The sequence below is a fragment of the Sphingobacterium sp. genome, assembly GCF_032065005.1.
GTDB lineage: Bacteria > Bacteroidota > Bacteroidia > Sphingobacteriales > Sphingobacteriaceae > Sphingobacterium.
Genome location: NZ_DAMBMM010000011.1, coordinates 88,911 through 112,286 on the forward strand (window position 1 = coordinate 88,911; position 23,376 = coordinate 112,286).

Here is a 23,376-nt window from a genome sequence, read left to right on the forward strand (position 1 = left end):
CTTTAATTTTTGTGTTTTTATATTTGATAACTAAGTTTTAAATGAAAGCTCCTGCCTGGTCGCTGCACCCGATAATAGTCATATATATCCCGGTTTAACAGGTTTCTGGCTTCTGCGCCAATGGCAATTTTATTTTTTTGGAATTGAAAGGTAAAACCTGCATTTAATAGGTGCTGGTTCGGAATAATAAGATTTGAACTTAGGTCCGCACTGCCTGATAGCCCTAAGAATCCTCCAGGTTCAACCTCTTTAGGGATGGTTTCGAGATAGAACTCACGCATGAAATTGTAGTTCAAATAGATCTGTAGTTCGTTCTCTCGTTGAAATAGGTCCTGGTATTTGGCGGATGCCGCAAGGTTGGCAAAGAAATATGGCGTATTACGAAGCCGAGCCTTGTTTTTCCAAGTGTCCTGTGCGTTTTGGATACCAAATAACCTCAAGTCCTGCCATGTCGCATTCCCCGACAATTGATATTGCTCACTGATTTGGTACTTCATGTCTAGATCAATTCCATAGCCACGGACATTCTCTTGGTTTTGATATTGGGCATTCGGTGCTTGAATAGGGACCAACAAAATCAATCCTTTTGTATTTCTATAGAAACTGTTCAGTTCAACCGTCAAAGGCTTCAAGAGCTGCGTATGGAGGCCAAGGTTGAAATTTAAACTCTGTTCTGGGTTCAGCTCAAAATTAGGAACGATGAAGATGTTGTTTCCAAAGAGTTCCTCCCTTTCCGGCAGTCTATAGGTATATTCTGCGGATGCCCTCAAGAAATTGTTTTCAGAGAACTGATATTTTATAGCTTCAGTGATCCCCCAATAATCTCCAGAGGTATTTCTCTTGTCCTTTTCCGTGATATCCACTGAATACCAGGTGTTCTGGTATCCATTCGCTTTATAGACATAGTATTTTCCCATTAGCTGATTCGTCAAACGGTCTTGGAGTAACGATTGCTCATAGGATAGCCCAAAAACATGTTTCTGGTAAGTTGATGCCAAACTCAGGACATCGATGTCCGAACCTTCAAGTTTCACGCCAAGTGGGTCCCTTCCAGATCGGTTGGCCGAACTGAATACATAGTTCAATTCAACCTTGCTATTCGGGCTAACTAAATAGCTCAAATTCGTTCTGTTTACCCATTGCTTCTCGTCGATCTTGGACTGGGAGGGAAGTCGGCTTTCCCCTAAATTGACCCCGGGCTTAAAATTTCCGAACCAATCATAAGTACCTCTTAGCGTGTCAATCCGTTGTGTCTGCAGAATATTATAGGAATTGAATTGATCAATACGCAATTTGTTATCCAGGAAGTTTGCCTTATACCGTATCGAAGGGGCAAGGGTTGCTTGGGTAGAATGCAATGCACCATAAGCATCAGTCATTAAAGCGGGATGTTGTTGTTCCTTATACAGATTGAATCCCGTTAAGCTGAACTTTAGTTCATCTGCCCATGATCGGTTCCGCATGCCGACATACAGCTCACCCAAATAATGTCTATATGCATTGTGAAACAGAGGAAGTCTCTGCGGTTCCTTGTTTTTGGTCTCCGGATTTACGACATCGACCAGGGCATCGTAATCATTGGAAGAATAATTATAGAAAAACTCACCGCCATAACTCCATTTTTCATTCTTTGAAAGATTGGAGCCCATCAATCCAAGTCTATGCGTATTAAATGAGCCCAGTTCATAATAGACCTTGGCATGTTTTCCCTGATTTTTATTGGTCACCAAATTTACAGCTCCACCTAATGCATCCGAACCTAATGAAACCGGCAGAACGCCCTTGTATATTTCTACATGGTCCAGCATTTCTATAGGTAGAGAAGATAGGTTGTAGCCATCTCCTAGGAAATCCAAAGGGATTCCATCCTTAAAGTATTTGATTGCCTTGCCCTGAAAACCATTTACGGATACCTCCGGACGGCTTCCTAAGCCTCCATTCTGTCTCACCCTGATTCCCGTGCTTCGGTTCATCAGGTCGCTCAATGATAGGGCTTGGCTGGATACAGCGCGTGTATCGATAAATATATTGCGGATTGCCGCTTGCTTGATTTTTTTGTTTTCTGAATTCCCAATGATGGTCACTCCTTCAATTTGAGCCGACTCCTGTTGTAGGGAAAGCACTAAATGCAAGTCTTCAAAACTATTTTTTGTAAATGATCCTCGGTAGGGGGTATACCCAATAGCTTTTACCTCAATATTATATTGACCAGATTTTATGGACTCCAGGTAATAGGAACCCGTATTATCCGTACTCCCCGCATATTCTGCAAAATGTATGCTTGCTCCATCAATTTTTTCCTTAGTTTGATCATCTACAACATCGATTTGAATCGAACTGCCCTGTTGGGCAAATACTAAATTGTGACTAAAAATAGTTAGTAAAACTAAAATCGTATCCTTAATAAACCTCATCCTTTCTCCTAAATAGCGTTGATTTGCTGGTAAATATAGGCTTATTTATAATTAGTTTAAATAAAGTTTGTCATTTATTTAGAATCTATCTAATTTAGCTCCGAGTCAAAGTGCTAAATGCAAACATTTAACTATGCCCAAAAAAATCATTGAGATAACAGTAAACATTCTGAACAATTGTGACCAATTTGTTGGTGAGCCATTGTTCCTTGCTGGAACTTTCAATAATTGGGATACCGATCATTTATTGGTAGGAACAGTTCCTGAAAAGGGGAAGTCTGTTCAATGCCTACTGCCCGAAGTACCAAGCGGAGAACTTGAACTGAAAATTACTCGTGGCAACTGGCAAACACTTGAAGCTACAAAAAACGGCAAACTGAAATCGCCCCAAGTCTTCAAAGTACAAAGAGACACAGAAATCAATTTAGAGATAGAATCGTGGCGAGACCTATTTCCCAAATCAACTGCGAGCAAACAGGTACATATCCTAGATGAACATTTCTATTTTCCAGATTTGAATGTGTATCGAAAGGTCATGATCTACTTACCCAAAGATTATTTTCAAACTGAAAAGCATTATCCCACCATCTATATGCACGATGGGCAGCATCTTTTCGATGAAGCTCGATCGATTGGTAGATCAGGACCTGTAGAATGGATGGTAGATGAATTCCTGGATGAAATTGATCCGTCTTCAATCGTGGTCGCCATAGATCATGCAAAGAATTATGAGTTAAGACAACAAGAATACCTTGTGCATCCCGTTCAGGGGACTAAGAATCCTTTGGGATGGCTGTACCTCGAAGATATTGTCCATACCTTGAAGCCATTTGTGGACAGCAATTATAGGACTCTTTCCGACCCTTGGAATACCGCCATGTTGGGTAGTTCCATAGCAGGCCTATTAACGCTGTATGCAGGGCTGAAATATCCAGAGGTGTTCGGTACTACCGCTGTTTTTTCCCCATCTATCTGGATGGACGAGCCAAATCTGTACAGCTATTCAGAAAGCATGCTGAAAAAAGGAACAGATCGATCTGACCAAGAAATCTATTTCTATATGGGTGATCGGGAAAGGCGCTTTCGGTTGATGGACTCCCTTAATAACATGAAAATAGACCTAGATCGCTATTTCAACTGGATAAAAGATAGTTTTCCTGGCAAATTAACACTCCATATCAATCCTGAAGGTAAACATGGAGCATATTATTGGCAAAAAGCATTCGAAGAATTTTACCTGCATTGGAAATCAAGAATTAACTCCATATATAAAAATAAGTAACTATGAACACAATTAACTTCAATCACAAGTGCTCAATCATTTCAAAAGCTCTCTTCCTCAGTACAGGGTTATTCTTTTGTAGTACTTTGGCTTTCGGCCAACAGGTAGTGAAATCTTCACATGCTGGAACTGGCGTTTATGAAGCTGTAATCAATACGAACGATGGACATATCTATGTGACTTCAGCTGGTTCTAGAGCTAATCCAGGCGGTGCAATCTATAAAATTAACCCCAAAGATTTGGCTATTGTGGATAGCATCAGTCTAAAAGAAAACCCTCCATTCGGAATTGGAATCAATAATAAGACCCAGATCGCCTATACCACCAATACAAGAACGAATTCGGTGAGTGCCGTGGACCTAAAATCTGGAAAGTTATTGGCAACCATTAAAAATGGAGCCGAAGAATCCCATACCCGAGAGGTATTGGTTGATGAAGATAACAACCTGATTTACGTATCTGATGTAGGGGATCCTAGTAATATCTGGGTCATTGATGGAAAAACGAATACGTATTCCCATTCTCTGGACAACCTTGGAAAAACAGCTACGGGCATGACTTTCCTAAAAGGAACGGACAAGATCTATCTGACCGTTATTGGTGATAACTCCATTTACGTGGTCGATGTAAAAAGTAAAAAAGTTGAAAAGCAGTTTCCATCTGCTGGTGAAGGTCCGGTAAATATTACTTCGGATGGAGAGCGCCTATTTGTTACCAACCAAAAGTCCGGCACAGTAACGGTTTTAGGTCCTGATGGAAATTTGATCAAGAGCATCCCAACGGGGGATGGTGCCATAGGAATAGCCTTTGATAAAGTGAAAAACAGAATATATTCTGCCAATCGCCAAACTGGTACCACCAGTATTATCGATGCCAAGACATTAGAGGTTGTCGCGGATCTGCCTACAGGTTCTCGTCCTAATCATGTAAAGATCGATCCTAAATCAGGAGAGGCCTTTGTCATCAACAAAACCAAAGGTGGTAGACCAGTGGAAGGTCAGCCCGTTGAGGTCGACAAAAATGGCGATACCATCACAAAAATAAATTAATAAAATCTTGATGATTGCTATGTCCTGAACCTGATGGATCAGGGCATAGTTTCATTTTTTAGCATAGCATTTTATTTGGTTTAAAGAGAGCCGTTGAAATGCTGTAAGGAGTTGGAGAAATTGAGTTTATTGAAGAATAAATACCTGCTATGGATCATTGCCATAGGGGTTGTTTTAGTATTAATCTGGATATCCCTATTTACAGGGGTGAAGGATATCCATTATTCCGATCTTTCCTCGGATAGTGAAAAGATGCTGTTCTTTCTGATCAGCCGAATTCCCAGAACTTTGGCTTTGATATTGGTAGGAGCAGGATTGAGTATATCTGGTTTTATCCTCCAACAATTATCGCAAAACAGGTTTGTTTCGCCAACTACTTCTGGGTCATTGGAGGCCGCAAAAATGGGGATATTGACCGCCTTGATCCTTTTTCCGCAATCCTCTTTGACCATTAGGATGATCTTTGCCTTGTTCTTCACATTCTTTACCTCTTTCCTGTTCATCTATTTTATCAGCAAGATCAAACTGCGCAGCACTGTATTTATTCCACTTGTAGGATTAATGTTTGGAAGTATCCTCAGTGCCATTTCAACTTTCTTCGCTTATGAAAAAGGTATAGTACAAAGTACGCAAGAGTGGCTGCTCGGGGATTTTTCCTCTGTGATGCAAGGACAATATGAAGTCATCTATATCATTCTACCAGCGGTGATCTTGGTCTATCTGTTTGCCGAACGTTTTACAATTGCAGGTATGGGCGAGAGCTTTGCCAAGAATTTGGGGCTTTCCTATAATACTATTGTCTATATAGGGTTGTTTACAGTCTCTATCGTGGTGAGTTCTTCCGTGCTTACCGTTGGAGCTATCCCGTTTCTTGGTCTGATCATACCAAACTTGGTGAGCATGGTCTTTGGCGATAACCTTAGAAAAATTCTCCCAATAATAGCTTATGTAGGTGCAGTATTTCTCATTGTATGCGACTTGATCAGTCGGTTGATTGTATTTCCTTACGAGGTGCCAATTGGGATGACAGTGGGCATAATAGGTGGAATTGTATTCTTGATCTTAATCCTTAAAAAGAAATAAGACCATGAAGCCAATACTCAAGTTTTCCATATTGCTAGGCCTATTACTTATTGTAATTGCCTTATTCCTGTTCTTTAACATTGACCTGTCCAATAATTATGCAATCAGTAAAAGATCGATTCGACTCTTTAGCATGTTGATAGTTGGCTGTTCGGTGGCCTATTCTTCAATCCTATTCCAGACGATTACGAATAACAGGATTCTGACCCCCTCAATCATGGGCTATGAAGCCATCTTTATCCTGTTCCAGACTGTTATCGTCTTTATCTATGGGGATCGAACTTTTCAAGTCATCAATCAACAGGAGAATTTTTTATATGCCGTGATCCTGATGCTAGGTTTTTCTTTGCTGATCTACCTTTTGATGTTTGGTAAGAATAAAAGAAGCATGTACTATCTCCTACTAACAGGGATGGTATTTGGAACTTTATTTTTGACCATGAGCCAATTCCTGCAAGTTCTGATTGATCCCAATGAATTTTCGATGGTACAAAATTTCATGTTTGTCTCCTTCGCCAAGATGAACAGCAAATTGTTGGGCATTGCCGGGATTACCATGTTGGCAGCCATCGTCTATATAAGTTTTAACCTACGATATCTCGATGTTATTGCATTGGGTAGAGATCATGCCATAAACCTTGGTGTAGATTACAACAAGATGATCAAAAGATTTCTAATCTGTATCACCCTGTTGGTTTCAGTATCAACAGCTTTGGTCGGTCCCATTACTTTTCTTGGCATTCTGGTCTGTAACCTGACCTATGAACTTTTTAAAACCAGAAAACATCAGTATATGCTCCCTATTTGTGCCGTGATTTCTGCATTCTGTTTAGTATTGGGGCAGTTTCTTGTGGAACAGGTCATCGGATTTACCACAACGGTCAGTATCATTATCAATTTTATCGGCGGTGTTTATTTTATGTATTTACTATGGTTGACGAGGAAAAAAATAAGTTAAGCTTTGACGCGATAGTCAAGCGTTATGGCAAAAAGGAAGTGTTGAAAAATCTTACCGGTGGTTTTCCACAAGCTAAGATCACCTCCTTGATTGGACCTAATGGTGCTGGGAAAAGTACCTTACTGTCAATAATAAGTCGCTTGATTAAGCAGGATGCAGGGCAGGTGGCTTTCTATGAGAAGGAGCTTTCCACGTATAAAGGCGCTGAATTGGCAAAAAAGCTATCCATCCTGAAGCAGTCCAATCACCTTGAGTTGAAACTTACCGTACGGGATCTCGTTTCCTTTGGTCGGTTTCCTTATAGCCAAGGTAAACTGAGCGAATTGGACTGGAAGAAAGTGGATGATGCCATCGCATTTTCGGATCTAACGGAATTAAAAGATTCCTATATCGATGAATTGAGTGGTGGCCAACGACAAAGGGCGTTCATCTCCATGATCATTGCCCAGGACACTGATTTTATCTTGCTCGATGAGCCCCTCAATAACCTGGACATGAAACATGCTGTCCATGTCATGAAAACACTGCGGAGGCTCGTGGATGAGTTGGGAAAAACGGTAATCATGGTCATCCATGAAATCAATTTTGCCTCCCAATATTCCGACCAAATTATTGCGCTGAAAAATGGAGAGATCCTTTATAATGATCAAACCAATAAGGTAATCGATGCGAAAATCCTGCATGAAATATTTGACCTTGAATTTAATATCATCGAAATCAACAATAAAAAAATCTGTAATTATTTCAATCTATAAAATGAATACTATGTACATCAATATATTAAGGAAATCCATGGTCATGTTAATCTTGCCTTTTGTATTCCTGTCCTGCCAATCTAATTCAACGAAGCAAGACAGTAAGGTCGTGAGTGACACACTGCATATTGAACATAAATTGGGCAAACAGATCATTCCCAAAAATCCCCAACGCAGCGTTGTCCTGGATATTGGTGCTTTAGAAACAATGAATGAATTAGGGATTACGCCTGTCGGTGTGCCCAAGAAATTCCTTCCTTCCTACCTGAAGACCATCAATGACAATCCCGATGTGGCAGACGTGGGTTCTGTGATTGAACCCGATTTTGAAGCTATTGCTGCAACAAAACCCGATATTATTTTTATATCAACCCGGCTAGAAAGATTTTACCAAGAAATCAATGAGATTGCCCCAACGGTTTTTATCGGAACTGACAATAAAAATTACCTTCCATCTTTTGAGAACAATGTCAAGCTGATCGGGAGGATATATGGTAAAGAGGAGTTGGCGACTGAAAAACTGGAATCTTTGAACAGGAAAATTCTTGCCGCTCAAAGCAAATTCCAACAGGATCCGCATCAAGCGCTGTTCTTGATCTATAACAATGGGAAATTTAGTGCCTTTGGCAAAGGATCAAGGTTCGGTTTTATCCATGATGTTCTAGGCATCAAACCTGTCCTTGAATTGCAGGATGAATCTGTACATGGACAACGGGTCTCCAATGAATTGATTGCTGAAGCCAATCCTGATTACCTGTTTATCGTCGACCGAAATGCTGCGGTCTTAGGAAAGAAATCAAGTAAAGAGGAAGTGGAAAATCAACTGATCAAACAGACCAAAGCCTTTAAATCAAATAACCTGTTTTATCTCGACCCTAATGTATGGTTTATCTCCGGTGGCGGAATTACATCAGTGGATTTAATGGTCGACGATATTGTTAAACTTATTCAATAATAAAGTATGGAAAAGCCAATCATTTCAAAATATGTTTTTAAGGTAACGGATAAACAATCGATTACCCCACATTATATTCGCGTAATTCTTAAATCAGATGAGGAAATCGACTTTGATCAATGTAGCCCTGGTGCAAACAATAAAATCTTCATTCCGCCATCAGGAAAAAAAGAAGTTCAATTTGCCAGTTTTGATGCCGAAAGAGGGGAGTGGGTCATGCCTGAGGAGGACGTGAAACCTATTGTCCGTACCTACACCCACCGTAAATACAATCCCGAAACGCAAGAAATTACGATTGATTTTGTAAACCATGGCGATAACGGGCCTGCCTCAACATGGGCTAGAAAAGCAACTTTAGGCGATCAATTAGGGGTCGCTATGAAGATTCGGGAAACCGTACATTACCCCAAAGTGGATTGGTACCTTTTGGTCGGAGATGCAACAGCTATTCCAGTAATCAGCTGTATTTTAGAGAGCCTGCCTTCATCAGCTAGGGGATATTGTTTGATTGAAATCCCATCCGAGAATGACTTCCATCCAGAAATAAAACATGATGGATTTGAATTTCAGTGGCTCATCAATCCAGAGCCTGAAAAGGGAAGTGCACTTCCTCATTTAACTAGGGATGTGAATCTGCCCACGAATCAATCAAAATTTGCTTATGTAGCATGTGAATATAGTTCCGTAAAAGAGCTCCGTGCCTACTTCAAAGATAACCTTGGTTGGTCCAATAAAGATTTTTATGCATTCTCCTATTGGAAAGCCGGTGTCGCTGAAGATAAGTCCGCCCAAGATCGAAGGGAAGAAAAGGCGGAATAAATAATTCATTCCTACCTTTTAAGCGGTTTCCTTAGAGAATAATTGCCCCAAAGCACAGTAATATCAATATTGTTAATCATTGGTTTGTGCTGAAAATCAGAGCCTATTAAGTTGTTTATCAAGCATAATAGGCAAAATCTGATCATTATTAAATAATATTCATTTAATAATGGGATTATCAGCTTAATTTCTTTCTCTACTATGACCTAATATGAAAAGAAAAGAGCTTAGCATGTACTTATCAAATACTTAACTGTTGTTTGTTCATAAGCTCGAGGAAGTAGATAAAACCCTGTTCAAATATCATGTAACAGATTTTGGAACTTCAAGATGTTATTCAGCTTTCAAGTTTTCTACAGGTTTTGAATTTGCTACTTTTATAGCCTGATAACCTACGGTCAGCAATGCAGAAATGATGGCCAGCAAACCTCCCAAGATAAATGTTGTCCATGAGATCTCGACGCGATAGACAAAATCCTTTAACCACTCATTACAGACCAACCAAACAATAGGTGAGGCTATAAAGAAGGCCACAATGACCATTTTCACAAAATCCTTTGTTAGCATAGCCACAATACCAGAAATGGATGCACCTAGTACTTTGCGGATACAGATTTCCTTTGTCCGCTGGAATGCTGAAACTGTCGAAAGTCCAAACAGGCCAAGACAACTTAGGATTATAGCAATACCGGTACTGATATTGGTCAATTTATGGAGATGTTGTTCTTTCTTATAAAATGATGCAATATTGTCATCATAGAAAGATGTTGAGAAAGTTTCTATTGGAAAATATTTTGCCCAATTATATTTGATGGTTTCAATTATTGTTGGCCAGTTTTTATTTTGAGCCAAGCTCAGGCGGATACTATAATCCTGAAGATTATTTTTGTCATACATCAAAACCATAGGCGAAATTTTGCTGTAAAAATCTTGGGTATGAAAATCCTTTACTACTCCCATGATAGGGAATGATTTTCCTTGCTCGAACAAAAATTTTCCAATTGCATCTTGCGGTTTTTTAAAACCAAATGCAGTAAGGGCTGTTTCGTTTATCAAATAACCGTTGGTTGTATCGGATTGGTAGAGTTCTGAACCCGCAAGCAGTTTGATATCATAGAATTTTAAATATGCAGAATCAATCGTCTTGCTGTATAGTTCTTTAGAGATTACGGTACTCCCATCTTCTGGGTGGATTTCAAATTTGTTGGAACTATAGCTGTTTGAAATGGGGACATTTCCCATGGTAACACTTTCGATTCCGTTGATTTTTCTTAATTCATCTGCCAGGAGTATTTTTCGTTCATGATAATTGTCCATCATAAATACCTTAAAGGGTACATGAGTCAAAATCACAGCATCTTTATTAAACCCCATGTCCTTTCGGATAACATAATTCAATTGCTGTCCGATTATTATTCCTGCGACAATAAAAACCTGTGCAATAATGAACTGGAAAATTATGAGACCTTTTCTGAAATCGATCTTTTGATTGCCCAAGGATACATGGCCTTTATTCCTAAAGATATCCACAGAATTGACTTTGCTGAAAAGTATTGACGGGAATATTCCTGCGAAAATTACTGTTGCAACAAAAGTAATAATGATAAAAATTGTAATAACCAATGGGTCGGAATAATTCTTCACAGGGTCGCTGATCAAGTCACCTAGAGCTATAAACCCGAGATCGGAAATAAAATAGGATAGAATAAAAGAAAATAATACAATCAAACTGGTCTCAATCATCAATTGAGAAATTAAAGAACCATTGGATCCCCCTAATGTCTTGCGAATGCCAATTTCCTTGGAACGCTGCGGAATCTGCGCTGTAGTAAGGTTTACATAATTGATACATGCCATCCCTAGAAGAAATATAGCCACCGCTACAAGACTAAAAATAACCTTTTTGTTTGTTTTTGAGGCACCTGATTCACTCATATCAGTAGAGAAATGCGATTCTCGGATTGGCATGGTGACCATCGTGCGGTCGAAATCAAAGGGAAGTAGTTTTTCATTTTGTATCTGTCTCCATTTTGAATCAACAAGTCGTTGTATTTGTTCTTTTGAGGCTAATAGGTTCTTCTGATTTTTCGCCAATAAATAAACTTTATCAGCTCCATTGCTACTACCCCAGGCTTGGAGCATGTTGTCTTTTTCACTCTTTTGGACTAAAAAATATTCCTGACCATTAAACTCTGTAGGGAACTCCAAGTTTTGTATTACTCCTGAAACGATTCGCTTTACACTGTCGTTATATATCAATGTCTTTCCAATTACCTCTTGCGGACTCAATTTTGGAAAATAATGCTTGGCACGGTCTTCGGTTAATACTAGTTGATGGGGCTCTTTCAATGAAAATTCCTTGTTACCCGCCAACCAGTGGTATCCAACCAATTCAAAGAGATCCGGAGTGGTTTCTATAAGAGAAGTTTCATCCCAAGTCGGTTCTTCATACTTTTTTTCCTGACCAGGTATTTCGGGAATGCTTACATTCATCAGGTCTTTTCTAAAATACGGAACTACCATGTCAAGCCCCTTAGGGTCTTCCTGAAGGGCAAAATATATTGGTCTTGAAATTCCCGAAAACAGTTCATCTCGATCTTCCGTCTTAAAGTGTGACAACAGTCTATAGGTGTTCTCTTTTTGAGGAAGCCCTTTCTCAAAGCTCAGTTCAAAGCTGACGTATTTATAAATTACCCAACATGAACTGATTCCGATAGTCAGTCCCAGAACATTCAGAAATGTAAAGAGTGGATTTCTCTTTAAATGTCTAATACTGTTGGTTATTAATAATCTAAACATAGCATATTGATTAATAAATTGGCAAAATATTAGCCCTATTTTACTTTCCCCAAATCAGCTGCCAATTTAATAACTATGTTGACTGACAGTTATTTAGGGGGTTGCTACTTTGAAAGCTGTTCAATTTCGGACATTTTATGTTCGTTATTGTACATAACTAATGCTGGATTAGCTAAGTTTATGATTCTCAAATAACTGAAATTTTTAGCCTTTTTTATGGAGGGCAAGAGGAAAATCCGACATTCTCCTATTGGAAAGCCGGTGTCGCTGAAGATAAGTCCGCCCAAGATCGAAGGGAAGAAAAGGCGGAATGATAAATCCTTCTAACCATTTTAGCGGATTCCTTTAGATTAATTGCCCCAAGTGCAATTATAACAACATTGTTATTCAAGGGTCTGTGATAAAAATGATGGCCTAATAACCTGTTTTCAGGCTTCCCTTTCATTCTATTCCCAATTTTTTTAAATAATCATTTAAAAATGGGATTATCTGCTTAATGCCTTTCAATTATTAACCTAATTCAGTAGTTTAGCGACAGACTAAATACCTAAATATATGAAATACTGGATCATTTTGCTGCTCTCCTGCGGCATGCCGTTTTTTGTACATGCACAGTGGAATTATCCCAATTTCGATGCATTGACAAAACAAATTCAAGATGTATCTTCAAACAAACTCGTGGAAAGAACTTCCATCGGAAAGTCGGTTGGTTCTGAAGATATCCCATTAATTAAAATCCAAAATGGAAAAACTGCAAAACCCACATTATTGATTGTTGCCGGTGTAGATGGAAAACATCCTGCTGGAGTGGTCAATTCATTAAATGTGGCCAAACAGATCTTAGCTCTTCCTAGCGATCAACTGAATGAACTATTGGCCAATAAATCCATTTGGATTATTCCTGTTCTAAATGTAGATGCTTATAAAAGAAATTCCAGTTCTGCAGCTTGGTATTCTGGAAATGCCAGGACCATAGATAATGATCGTGATGGTCGTATCGATGAAGATCCTGAAGTAGACCTAAATAAAGATGGTTTGATTTCGCAGATGAGGATCAAAACGCCTGCAGGTCCTTACCGTTCCCATACCAATAATGCCGATTACCTGGTTTTGGCTGAACGTAACAAAGGTGAATCGGGAACATATGAACTATATACCGAAGGACGTGATGCAGATCAAGATGGTGCAATCTCGGAAGATGGTAAATCAGGGGTCAACTTGGACAAAAACTTTACCTATGATTATCCATTTTTTGAACCAGAAACCGGTGATTATGCAGCTTCGGAGCCAGAAACCAGGGCAATCATCGATCTGATCTTCGAAAATCCACAAATTGCGGCCGTATTGCACTTTGGCTTGCAGAACAACCTATCTGTAGCTGAACAATTCGATCAAAGAAAAGCATCGGAGAGAATTACGAAGTCTTGGACCAATAACGATGCACAAGTTTCTGCATTTGTGAGCAAGATCTATAACGATGCCGTGAAACCTATGGGAGAAGCTCCAAAAATGCCTGCTGGTAAAGGAAACCTAAGTCCAACGATTTACTATCATACAGGTAAATTCAGCTTTGTTACGCCATCTTGGTGGATTCCGACCATTTCGGATACAACGAAGAACGCAGGACCGAAGGTGCCAGCAACCAACAACTCCGATCGTTTTGTGAACTGGGTTAAAAACCAAGGGATCCAAGGTGCAATCCTTCCATGGGCCAAGGTTAACCATCCAGATTTTCCAAATCAGGATGTGGAAGTGGGTGGTGTCGTGGAACGTTTTGTGAACAACCCTCCCGTAGCATTATTGGATGCTTCAGCAAAAATGCACAGCAACTTTGTGGTTGAATTGACCCGTTCGTTGGCCAGCTTGGAATTCTCTAGCCCTAAAGTGACCAATCTTGGCGATGATATCTACCGTATCGAAGTGAAAGTCTTCAATACGGGTGCCATGCCGGTCTATCCGGAAATTGCAGATAAGATCAAGCATGTTTCCAAAATGAAATCCATTATGGAATTGCAAAAAGGACAATCTTTCCTAAGCGGAAAACGCCTTCAACTTTATCCAACCCTTCAAGCGGGGGCTTCCAATACCTTCTCTTGGTTGGTCAAAGGAAAAGGTAAAGTACAGCTGACTGTTGGTTGCCCGACTGCTGGTGAGAAAACCCTAGATATTAACCTATAAAATCTGCCAAGAAATGAGACTATCATATAAAATATTATCACTTGCCTTAGCACTGAGTGTTTCGGCAGCCTTTGCCCAAAAGAAAAACGACGATGTCAGCAAGGAGATCGCCGGTCTACGGGCTGTTGGTTCGCCTTCCAATCCTAAAGTTCAAATGAATTGGAGCCGTTACCACGACCTTAAACAAATGGAACAGTTCTATAAGGACCTACAAAAAGCCTATCCTGACCTCATTAAATATGAGTCTATTGGGAAAAGTTACGAAGGTAGGGACATCTTTGTCCTGACCGTAACGGATTTCAAGGAAGGTAAACCCGAAAGAAAACCGGCAATGTGGATTGATGGTAACATCCATGCCAATGAACTGCAAGGGTCTGAAATATCCATGTACACCGCATGGTATCTCTTAGAAAACTATAATACTGTCCCGTTTATCAAAGATTTATTGAAGGATAAGGTGTTTTACATCGCCCCAACGATCAATCCGGATTCACGTGAATACTTTATTTACCAACCGAATACCATGCACTCCTCAAGGACAGGCCGTAGGCCATTTGATAACGATGGAGATGGACTGGTAGCAGAAGATCTATACGATGATTTGGATGGCGATGGCGAAATTGTCATGATGCGTCGCAAGTCCAAGACCGGAAGGTTTAAAGCTGATCCTGAAAACCCTAACCGTATGCTGATGGTGAAACCAGGTGAAGTGGGCGAATATGAAATGCTGGGTTTTGAGGGCATTGACAATGATGGTGATGGATTGGTCAATGAGGATATCACAGGAACTTATGACCCTAACCGTGACTGGGGATGGAACTGGCAACCAAACTATGTACAGGGAGGTGCGCTCTACTATCCAGGAACCTTGCCTGAAACGCAAGCTGTCAAAAAATTTATCTATGCCCATCCGAATATCGCAGGAGCGCAATCGTATCACAACTACGGAGGTATGATCCTGCGTGGTCCAGGTGCCGCAGATGATGAGAAGTTTTACTCAAGAAAAGACGTTCAGGTATATGATGCCTTAGGCAAGACCGGAGAAAAGATGTTGCCGGGCTATGATTATATCGTGATCCATAAAGATCTTTACACTGTATTTGGGGGTGAGATCGATTTCTTGGCCCTGACTCGTGGAATCTTTACTTTCTCCAATGAATTGATGACTACCTATAAGCTTTTCAATGAAAAATCCGAAGGTGGCCTGAGGAACAGCGATGAGTATTATGAGTTTGATAAACTATTGATGTTCGGAGATGCCTACGTGCCATGGAAGGAGTTTGACCATCCACAATATGGTAAGATCGAGATTGGTGGAGCTAAGAAAAACTATACTCGTAATCACCCAGGCTTCTTATTGATGGAGGATGCACACCGGAATGCAGCATTTACCATTTACCATGCCTACCACATGCCAAAACTTGAAGTCATGGAATCCAGCATTAAACCTCTTGGTGGTAATCTATATGAAGTGAATGCAACGATCTGGAATACCAGGATAGTTCCTACACACTCAGACCATGATGTGAGACATAAGATAGAACGCCCTAACCATATCCGATTAGAAGGTGCACAGGTGGTTACAGGTATGCAAGTCTTGAACGCTGACTTCAATGAAACGCTGGAGCAAAAATATCAGCCACAGCAGATCGAAGTACCTACTATTGATGGTATGAGCTCCGTGAAGGTCAGATGGATCGTAAAAGGGAATCCAAATTCTGCAAAGCTGATCGTGGATAGCCCTAAAGGTGGATACCTTGAATATAATCTGAAGGACGCCGCGAACAAGTCCTAATCAAAAAAGCAACAATTTACAAATCGGTTTATACCTTGAAGCAGCAATCCACGGATTGCTGCTTTTGTTTTTTGTGGGAAAAATTGACAGAATCAAAATGTGCTAAAGAGGGATTCAGAGTGCAACGAAGAATCTATTTTTTTTATTTTGCGGAATTTGTCATCCCGAAATCGTAAGATGAGGGAGCTATTTCAAATGAAGAATGGATAGTTCCGAGACCCTTCGGAGAAGCCCTCAGGGTGACATAGAGAGGGTATAGAAAGACATTTCACCCCCGCTGGGGATTGTCCAATCAAGGATTCATTGCTTTTATTAAATCTGCCTAAAATAAAACTGCCCTAAAATAATTCTGCCCTTCTAGGGCAGTATATCGCGGGGAAAGCTCTCCTTTTCCGGGGTCACCCTGAGGAACGAAGGGTCTCGGAACCGTACAGATCAAGTTTGCATTGGCGTACAGGTCCTCAATCTTCGATCGAGGATGACAGGGTCATGAGGGGGGAACCGTACAGATTCTTCACGGATTGTTCAGAATCACAATGCGCTAAAGAGGGATTCAGAGTGCAACGAAGAATCTATTTTTGTTTTTATTTTGCGGAATTTGTCATCCCGAAATTGTAAGATGAGGGAACTACTTTCTTTATTCAGAAATATTTGTTGAAAAATATTTCACCCCCACTAGGGGTTATCCGTAATTATCCATCATAAATCTACAAATATTTCACCCCCTCTGGGGGTTGTCTAATCAACGATTTGTTGCTTTTATTAAATCTGCCAAAATAATTCTGCCCTAAAATAATTCTGCCCTTCTAGGGCAGTATATCGGGTGAAAAGCTCTTCTTTTCTAGGGTCACCGAGGAACGAAGGGTCTCGGAACCAAGCATATCAAGTGTGTATTGGCGTACAGGTCCTCAATCGAAGATTGAGGATGACAGGGTCATGAGAGAGAAACGTACAGCCACTTCACCTATCATTCAGAATGTTTTTTGCCTTTTTGTTATTATGTCTAATATTTATAATAAATACATATATAACACCAATATTGCCCAATCCCAAAAGAAGGAACTCTTTTATGTTTATGTTTTTTACTACATAAGAATAGATTACTAAAACTTCTAATAATATACAGCATATAAGTGCTGTATATAAAAATGAATTTCTCATAATTTCTTATTTACGAGTAGGCTTCTGTAATAAGACATCCTACTATATTTCTATTGATCTATAATTACATATAATATAATAGAAACAGAGGAATATTACAGCTTATTATAAACATTATTTGATGTCAATTGCAAATAGGACTGATTAAATTGAATGTGTCAGCTATTTTTTGGGTTGATATTCTGACCATGTTCGAGAATCATTCGAGACATATTCGAGAAAACCTTTAATAATATTCTAGCCATTTTCGGAATTTTCGGAATATGTCTCGAATAAGGTCAAAGCTGTACCTCTAATTTTTGTACTGCTTAGGCTTCAACAAAACTTATAATGAAAAATTATTGAAGTGATTCTGAAGGATTTTACTCTTCATAGCTTCTTCCAAGTCTCCAAAAGTGGATGGAGAATAGGGGTTGGAGAACTGTCCATTTTCAATCTGGTAAATCACATCACAACTATTTTTCAGTGTCGAAAAAATATGTGAAGATATAAGGATTGTATTTCCTTTGTTCTTAAGCATCTTGATAATTTCCTCAAGGATAATGGAACTCTCCAGATCGATACCATTAAATGGTTCATCCAAGATAATGAAATCATTCTGTTGAAAGAGAACGGCCATGATCGCCAATTTCTTTTTCATTCCTGTAGAATATTGGCTGATATATTCCTTTAAAGGTAGCTTAAAAATATTCTTTTCCTGAAGGTTTTCCAGCTTTATTTTCCGAGCATCCGTCATCAAATAGATATGTTCTTCTCCGGTGATCTTGGGTAAAAAATAAGGCTCGGCCGTTAAAAATCCGAGGTGATTCTTGATTTCCTTGTAGCCCGTCTTGATTATTCCTTCATAGTCCTCCATTTCAGCCATGCACCTGAAGAAAGTAGTTTTTCCAGCACCATTCTCTCCGACAATGCCGTACACCTTTCCAGGCTCAAAGACTACATTGATGTGCTTGAGGACTGTCTTGGAGCCATAGAATTTACTGAGGTTAATTACTTCTATCATACTGCAGTTTTTAAGTTTTGGATGGCTTTGTAATAATAGTAGGGGATGATGACCAGGACCAATGGATAAAAGGTAAGGCATAATCCTAGAACGATACTTTCTGAAACACTGACCTTTCTTGGAAAGACCGCATATTTGAGGCAGATGGCAAAGGGAATCAGAAATAAACCTAAACCCCATACAATAAGTGCTTTCGTGATATCCTCTGGAAAGATAACGCAGAGTGGAACCGTAATAGGCAATAACAAAAGACTTAATTGTATTATTCCTCGCGTGAATTTGTGGAATAGAAAGGCCACTGGTTTTCTGTTTTGGTTCCAAAGAATCATCCTTGGCTCTATGACTTGATAATAGAGGGTTGCACAGATGCAGATGCAAAACATGCAGAAGAGGGCTAGGTTTTGATTATCATAGGTTAAACCAATATAGGCCAAAACATATAAAATAATCAGAAGAAGCCAGGTCCTTCGGAAACCGATAATAAATTCAAAGGGGTATTTCCTGAACGGAGTTGGAAAGGTGCTAGACCATAGGCTGTTTGTGGACACAAATACGAAAAGTACAACAATGGCCAATAACACAAGGGCAAGATTGAGTTTCCCGAATATGATGAATAGAATGACCGTCCCAAGGCTAAGGATCAGGTTTTCTAACATCCTGATGAGATAATAGTCCAGGTTATTGAAGGTCATCTTGAGGAAGTCATTTCGCTGGTATTCGGCAAGGCTAAATAAAGCTTGAAAATTCAACAGGAATATGAGGTAGGCTGCCCAATAGGGGTACAGTCTTAGTAAATAGAAAAAGGTGATGTAAACCAATGCGATTGCAGGAAAGATCAATAGCCAAGGAAGACCGAAATCTTTCATCGATCTACAGATAATCTTCCACTGCAAATTGAAGTATGTCTTCATGCGCTTTAGGCATTAGGTTTAACCTGTGTTATTAGTCAGAAATTAGCCTGTTATGTTACAGGAATCTGAATAAAATATGATTCAAAACCAAAAAAGCAGTGTTAACGCCGGTTAACACTGCTTTTTAATTATTTCTAGACTTCAAACAACCAAGAATATTGTCTTATGTCTGTTGTCTAATTAAGAATTTCTTTTCAACTGTTCATCCAATAGTTGACGTTTTAGAAGTTGTTCTCTTTCCATAGATTTTTTTCTAAGGGTCTGAAGTTCTTCCTGAAGTTCATCTACGGTATGTTTACTTTCTTCGGTGTCAACTTTAGCTTTTCTGAAGGCCGCTAAAATTCCAAATAAAGCAATCGCTAGCACAATGATGATCACCCAAACCATGGTATGGTAAGAGCTTTTGGAAAATTGGATTCCAAGGAAAGAAATGCTATCGGTTTTTTGTTGTTCAGTTTGTAAAGCAGCAGATAGGTTGGTTACAGAATCTTGTAGGCTCTGTAGGCTACCTTCGGTAGAAGACGCATCGCCTTTCAGCCCGGAAATTTGCTTTTTATAAATGCTCAAGGAGTCTTTAACGTTTTGACGGATGATATCAAGATTTGTCTTTCTGATAATCTTAAAGTCCTTGTCTTGGTTTCTAGATTGCAAATTCAAATAGACGAACTGGCTGTCTAGAGGAGCCGTTTTTAGTTTTTGTTGCAGGGTTTGTCCAAATAGGGGTGAACTAAATGCCCAAAACATTAAAAAGAGTGATAATAATCGCATAGTATATGGTATATTTCTTGCTTTAAGAGTCAAGTTTAGCAATTTAATTAGAATTACAAAAGAAATTCTAAAAATTGATTCAAGAATACACTAATCTATCTATTTGATTAACTTTAGGTTAATAATTATTTATCTTTCCGATTAAATTGGAATGGGTATTTTGTAATATCTAATCCAATACCTGAAACTGTTTCATCATTTGTAAAATACCTTCTTGTTTACTGCTAAGTATTGAATAATACCCAATTCTGGTTTATAGAATTGTAAAAGTTCTTAATAATTAGAGGTTTAAGATAATTTCGTTAAATTTATCATGATTATAAACTTCAGGACATAAATAAATATTATACCAAAAAATATTTTATCAACTCATTGATTTTAAGATGATTATTTGGTTGTCCTAAGCTCTAAAAGATTTATTCATTCCCGAAAGGGAAAATAACGCAATGTACAGATATGATTAATAAAACAGTATCTAATGCACAGCAGGCTATTGAGGGGATTCAGGATGGCATGACGATTTCCTTAGGTGGATTTGGGCTGTGTGGGATTCCTGAGAACCTGATTTCGGCTTTGTTGGAAAAGCGGGTCAAAGACCTTACTTGCATCAGTAACAATGCTGGAGTGGATGATTTCGGTTTGGGCCTCCTGCTTCAGAACAAGCAGATCAAGAAGATGATCGCATCCTATGTCGGTGAAAATGCTGAATTTGAAAGACAGATGTTGAGTGGGGAGCTGGAAGTAGACTTGGTTCCACAGGGAACTTTGGCCACGCGATTAATGGCTGGTGGTTACGGACTGCCCGTTATTTATACCCCTGCAGGTGTGGGGACTGAAGTAGCAGAGGTAAAAGAAGTAAGAAGGTTTACCTTCCATGGGGTGGAGAAAGATTATCTAATGGAATATGCTTTTGAACCTGACTATGCTTTGGTCAAAGCATGGAAAGGAGATACCGCGGGCAACTTGGTTTATCGTGGTACGGCGCAGAATTTTAACCATGCAGTCGCCATGTGTGGTAAGATCACCATCGCAGAAGTGGAGGAATTAGTGGAAGTAGGCGAGTTGGATCCAAACCATATCCATACTCCTGGCATCTTTGTGAACAAGATATTCCAAGGTGCGAAGTATGAAAAAAGAATTGAACAAAGAACAGTAAGAAATAGAGAAGATAATGCGTAAAAAAGTATATATCGTTGCTGCCAAAAGAACAGCAATGGGAAGTTTCGGGTCATCCTTGGCCACTGTTTCCTCCACCGAGTTGGGGGCTACGGTCATCAAAGCTGTTATGGACGAAATTAAATTGGAGAAGCACCATGTGGATGAAGTCTATATGGGTTCCGTACTCCAGGCAAATCTGGGACAGGCACCTGCCAGGCAAGCTTCAAAATTTGCCGGTATACCCGACCACGTGCCAGCAACAACCATCAATAAGGTCTGTGCAAGTGGGATGAAAGCAATTTCAATTGGTGTGCAGCAAATTCTATTGGGTGATGCCCAAGTGGTGATTGCTGGAGGAATGGAGAATATGAGCCAAGTTCCTTTTTATGATACAGCAGCTAGATGGGGTGCTAAATATGGCGATCAGAAATTAACCGACGGCATCCAAAAAGATGGACTAACGGATGTCTATTCGGATAAAGCCATGGGGAATTGTGGTGAACTCTGTGCGGAAAAATATGAGATCAGTAGGGCGGATCAAGATGAATATGCCATTCAATCCTATACCCGAAGCAAGATTGCCTGGGAGACGGGGAAATTCAAGAATGAAGTGGTTCCTGTAGAGGTAAAATCTAGAAAGGGTTCGGTCATGGTTGATGAGGATGAGGAATTCAAGAATATCAACTTTGAAAAGGTCAGTCAATTGAAGGCCTCCTTTAAAACGGATGGAACGATTACGGCTGCCAATGCATCGACATTAAGCGATGGCGCTGCTGCGGTAATCTTGATGAGTGAAGAAAAGGTAAATGAGCTTGGCGTTAAGCCCCTAGCAGAGGTGATTGCCTATGCAGATGCGGAACAATCTCCGGAATGGTTTACTACCACACCAACCGCCGCTACCCAGAAGGTTTTGCAAAAGGTTGGGCTGACAGTAGATGATATCGATTATTTTGAATTCAACGAGGCCTTCTCGGTTGTTGCCTTGGCCAATGCCAAGCTATTGGACATTTCCGAAGACCAGATGAATGTTTACGGTGGAGCGGTTTCACTTGGGCATCCATTGGGTTGTTCCGGTGCTCGGATCATCGTGACTTTAACCAGTGTTTTACATCAGGAAAATGGTCAGCTAGGACTTGCCGCAATCTGTAATGGAGGCGGTGGGGCAAGTGCCATGATCCTCAAAAAGATTTAACCTATGTTGGACAAGTTTGGAATAGCAAAACGAATTGCTAAGGAGATAAAGGACGGCTATTATGTCAACCTGGGGATTGGAATCCCAACCTTGGTTGCCAATTATATCCCCGACAATATCAATGTAGTTCTGCAAAGTGAAAATGGTTTGTTGGGTATGGGACCTTTCCCTTTTGAAGGTGAAGAAGATGCAGACTATATCAATGCCGGAAAACAGACCATCACGACCTTACCAGGCTCAGCCTTCTTTGATTCGGCCATGAGCTTTGGAATGATCCGTTCCCGAAAGATTGACCTTACCATCCTAGGCGCCATGGAGGTTTCGGAGAATGGTGATATCGCCAACTGGAAGATTCCCGGTAAAATGGTAAAAGGCATGGGCGGAGCCATGGATCTAGTGGCAAGTGCTGAAAATATCATTGTGGCCATGCAACATGTCAACAAAGCCGGCGAGTCTAAACTGCTGCCGAGTTGTACATTGCCCTTGACCGGTGTGAAATGCGTTAAGAAGATCGTAACGGAATTAGGCGTATTTGAAGTGTTGCCAACTGGCGGATTTAAGGTACTTGAGCTCCATGATGGCGTATCTTTGGATATGGTAAAACAAAGTACCGCAGGGAAACTTTTTTATTAGCATAATACAAAGACACAAGACAATAGACCGTTCAGCACGCTAAGGTCTTGTGTCTGTTTTTTTAAAGTTCCTGTCATCTTGGACCGAAGGTTCAGGAACTGTTCGCAATGCAAAATGTTAAATCAGTAAAAACATATTTCTGCAATATTCCAATACGTTTCATGCCTTTCGGCAGACGGTCTGATCTTGGTCCATCCTCTCACCCTGTACCCCGGTCGAAGTCGAGGGGAATCCTGGTTCAAAACATGATCTTGGTCCATCCTCTCACCCTGTACCCCGAGCGAAGTCGAGGGGAATCCTGGTTCAAAACGTACGTAACTGACTCCTCCCAATTTCGATTAAGATTATATCATTTAATTTGTTATTAGATAGATTGGCTGCTGTATTATGATTATTGTCTAAAATGTTTTTACAGTACAAAAGCTGAAAGAATATTAACCTTTTTAATCTTTTCTTTAAAGTT

Annotated in this window: 17 protein-coding genes; 12 read left to right on the forward strand and 5 right to left on the reverse strand. The window is 39.9% G+C overall.

What is annotated here, in order from left to right; all coding sequences use genetic code 11:
• Positions 1–17 precede the first annotated feature (17 nt).
• On the reverse strand, positions 18–2,414 hold the full coding sequence (locus RT138_RS16070) for a TonB-dependent receptor (protein WP_313191482.1): 2,397 nt from the start codon (positions 2,412–2,414) through the stop codon (positions 18–20).
• A 133-nt stretch (positions 2,415–2,547) separates the two neighbouring features.
• Here RT138_RS16070 and RT138_RS16075 point away from each other — a divergent pair, with 133 nt between their 5' ends.
• From RT138_RS16075 to RT138_RS16105, 7 genes are all read left to right on the forward strand, one after another.
• Positions 2,548–3,696, forward strand: a complete 1,149-nt coding sequence (locus RT138_RS16075) for an alpha/beta hydrolase-fold protein (RefSeq protein ID WP_313191483.1) — start codon at positions 2,548–2,550, stop codon at positions 3,694–3,696.
• A gap of 2 nt (positions 3,697–3,698) precedes the next feature.
• Positions 3,699–4,745, forward strand: a complete 1,047-nt coding sequence (locus tag RT138_RS16080) for a YncE family protein (protein ID WP_313191484.1) — start codon at positions 3,699–3,701, stop codon at positions 4,743–4,745.
• A 93-nt stretch (positions 4,746–4,838) separates the two neighbouring features.
• Positions 4,839–5,828 carry an iron chelate uptake ABC transporter family permease subunit gene (locus RT138_RS16085; protein WP_313191485.1) on the forward strand — a complete coding sequence of 330 codons (990 nt, stop codon included), beginning with the start codon at positions 4,839–4,841 and terminating at the stop codon, positions 5,826–5,828.
• 4 nt (positions 5,829–5,832) lie between these two features.
• Complete coding sequence (locus RT138_RS16090; protein WP_313191486.1) at positions 5,833–6,786, forward strand: iron chelate uptake ABC transporter family permease subunit; 954 nt, start codon at positions 5,833–5,835, stop codon at positions 6,784–6,786.
• A complete protein-coding gene (locus tag RT138_RS16095) occupies positions 6,759–7,541 on the forward strand; it encodes an ABC transporter ATP-binding protein (protein WP_313191487.1) in 783 nt (260 codons plus the stop codon). The genes RT138_RS16090 and RT138_RS16095 overlap by 28 nt, the downstream gene beginning before the upstream one ends.
• A 10-nt stretch (positions 7,542–7,551) precedes the next feature.
• Positions 7,552–8,496, forward strand: a complete 945-nt coding sequence (locus RT138_RS16100) for an ABC transporter substrate-binding protein (RefSeq protein ID WP_313191488.1) — start codon at positions 7,552–7,554, stop codon at positions 8,494–8,496.
• Positions 8,497–8,502: 6 nt separating this feature from the next.
• The gene (locus RT138_RS16105) at positions 8,503–9,315 is read left to right on the forward strand and encodes a siderophore-interacting protein (RefSeq protein WP_313191489.1); all 813 of its coding nucleotides are present in this window, start codon (positions 8,503–8,505) and stop codon (positions 9,313–9,315) included.
• Positions 9,316–9,648: 333 nt separating this feature from the next.
• Here the strand turns inward: RT138_RS16105 and RT138_RS16110 are convergent, their stop codons facing one another.
• Entirely contained in the window at positions 9,649–12,114 is a 2,466-nt protein-coding gene (locus RT138_RS16110; protein WP_313191490.1) for an FtsX-like permease family protein, read from the reverse strand.
• Positions 12,115–12,669: 555 nt separating this feature from the next.
• Between RT138_RS16110 and RT138_RS16115 the strand changes: the two genes are divergently transcribed.
• Together RT138_RS16115 and RT138_RS16120 are read left to right on the forward strand one after the other, a co-directional pair.
• Positions 12,670–14,292, forward strand: a complete 1,623-nt coding sequence (locus RT138_RS16115) for a M14 family zinc carboxypeptidase (RefSeq protein WP_313191491.1) — start codon at positions 12,670–12,672, stop codon at positions 14,290–14,292.
• A gap of 13 nt (positions 14,293–14,305) precedes the next feature.
• Positions 14,306–16,087, forward strand: a complete 1,782-nt coding sequence (locus RT138_RS16120) for a M14 family metallopeptidase (protein WP_313191492.1) — start codon at positions 14,306–14,308, stop codon at positions 16,085–16,087.
• A gap of 1,486 nt (positions 16,088–17,573) precedes the next feature.
• Here RT138_RS16120 and RT138_RS16125 read toward each other — a convergent pair.
• From RT138_RS16125 to RT138_RS16135, 3 genes are all read right to left on the reverse strand, one after another.
• On the reverse strand, positions 17,574–18,251 hold the full coding sequence (locus RT138_RS16125) for an ATP-binding cassette domain-containing protein (protein WP_313191493.1): 678 nt from the start codon (positions 18,249–18,251) through the stop codon (positions 17,574–17,576).
• The gene (locus RT138_RS16130; protein ID WP_313191494.1) at positions 18,248–19,162 is read right to left on the reverse strand and encodes a hypothetical protein; all 915 of its coding nucleotides are present in this window, start codon (positions 19,160–19,162) and stop codon (positions 18,248–18,250) included. Before RT138_RS16130 ends, RT138_RS16125 begins: the two co-directional genes overlap by 4 nt.
• Positions 19,163–19,342: 180 nt before the next feature.
• The gene (locus RT138_RS16135; protein ID WP_313191495.1) at positions 19,343–19,930 is read right to left on the reverse strand and encodes a hypothetical protein; all 588 of its coding nucleotides are present in this window, start codon (positions 19,928–19,930) and stop codon (positions 19,343–19,345) included.
• A gap of 456 nt (positions 19,931–20,386) precedes the next feature.
• Here RT138_RS16135 and RT138_RS16140 point away from each other — a divergent pair, with 456 nt between their 5' ends.
• The 3 genes from RT138_RS16140 to RT138_RS16150 are packed head-to-tail and all read left to right on the forward strand — an operon-like array spanning position 20,387 to position 22,913.
• Entirely contained in the window at positions 20,387–21,109 is a 723-nt protein-coding gene (locus RT138_RS16140) for a CoA transferase subunit A (RefSeq protein ID WP_313191496.1), read from the forward strand.
• Positions 21,102–22,280 (forward strand): thiolase family protein, encoded by a 1,179-nt coding sequence (locus tag RT138_RS16145; RefSeq protein WP_313191497.1) that lies wholly within the window; start codon positions 21,102–21,104, stop codon positions 22,278–22,280. Before RT138_RS16140 ends, RT138_RS16145 begins: the two co-directional genes overlap by 8 nt.
• 3 nt (positions 22,281–22,283) lie before the next feature.
• Positions 22,284–22,913 carry a 3-oxoacid CoA-transferase subunit B gene (locus RT138_RS16150; protein ID WP_185213420.1) on the forward strand — a complete coding sequence of 210 codons (630 nt, stop codon included), beginning with the start codon at positions 22,284–22,286 and terminating at the stop codon, positions 22,911–22,913.
• Positions 22,914–23,376 lie beyond the last annotated feature (463 nt).

Excerpts from the sequence above, each read along its gene's own strand:
- RT138_RS16070 (WP_313191482.1), bottom strand. The coding sequence starts at position 2,414 with ATGAGGTTTATTAAGGATACGATTTTAGTTTTACTAACTATTTTTAGT.
- RT138_RS16075 (WP_313191483.1), top strand. The coding sequence starts at position 2,548 with ATGCCCAAAAAAATCATTGAGATAACAGTAAACATTCTGAACAATTGT.
- RT138_RS16080 (WP_313191484.1), top strand. The coding sequence starts at position 3,699 with ATGAACACAATTAACTTCAATCACAAGTGCTCAATCATTTCAAAAGCT.
- RT138_RS16090 (WP_313191486.1), top strand. The coding sequence starts at position 5,833 with ATGAAGCCAATACTCAAGTTTTCCATATTGCTAGGCCTATTACTTATT.
- RT138_RS16095 (WP_313191487.1), top strand. The coding sequence starts at position 6,759 with ATGGTTGACGAGGAAAAAAATAAGTTAAGCTTTGACGCGATAGTCAAG.
- RT138_RS16100 (WP_313191488.1), top strand. The coding sequence starts at position 7,552 with ATGTACATCAATATATTAAGGAAATCCATGGTCATGTTAATCTTGCCT.
- RT138_RS16105 (WP_313191489.1), top strand. The coding sequence starts at position 8,503 with ATGGAAAAGCCAATCATTTCAAAATATGTTTTTAAGGTAACGGATAAA.
- RT138_RS16110 (WP_313191490.1), bottom strand. The coding sequence starts at position 12,114 with ATGTTTAGATTATTAATAACCAACAGTATTAGACATTTAAAGAGAAAT.
- RT138_RS16115 (WP_313191491.1), top strand. The coding sequence starts at position 12,670 with ATGAAATACTGGATCATTTTGCTGCTCTCCTGCGGCATGCCGTTTTTT.
- RT138_RS16120 (WP_313191492.1), top strand. The coding sequence starts at position 14,306 with ATGAGACTATCATATAAAATATTATCACTTGCCTTAGCACTGAGTGTT.
- RT138_RS16125 (WP_313191493.1), bottom strand. The coding sequence starts at position 18,251 with ATGATAGAAGTAATTAACCTCAGTAAATTCTATGGCTCCAAGACAGTC.
- RT138_RS16130 (WP_313191494.1), bottom strand. The coding sequence starts at position 19,162 with ATGAAGACATACTTCAATTTGCAGTGGAAGATTATCTGTAGATCGATG.
- RT138_RS16135 (WP_313191495.1), bottom strand. The coding sequence starts at position 19,930 with ATGCGATTATTATCACTCTTTTTAATGTTTTGGGCATTTAGTTCACCC.
- RT138_RS16140 (WP_313191496.1), top strand. The coding sequence starts at position 20,387 with ATGATTAATAAAACAGTATCTAATGCACAGCAGGCTATTGAGGGGATT.
- RT138_RS16145 (WP_313191497.1), top strand. The coding sequence starts at position 21,102 with ATGCGTAAAAAAGTATATATCGTTGCTGCCAAAAGAACAGCAATGGGA.
- RT138_RS16150 (WP_185213420.1), top strand. The coding sequence starts at position 22,284 with ATGTTGGACAAGTTTGGAATAGCAAAACGAATTGCTAAGGAGATAAAG.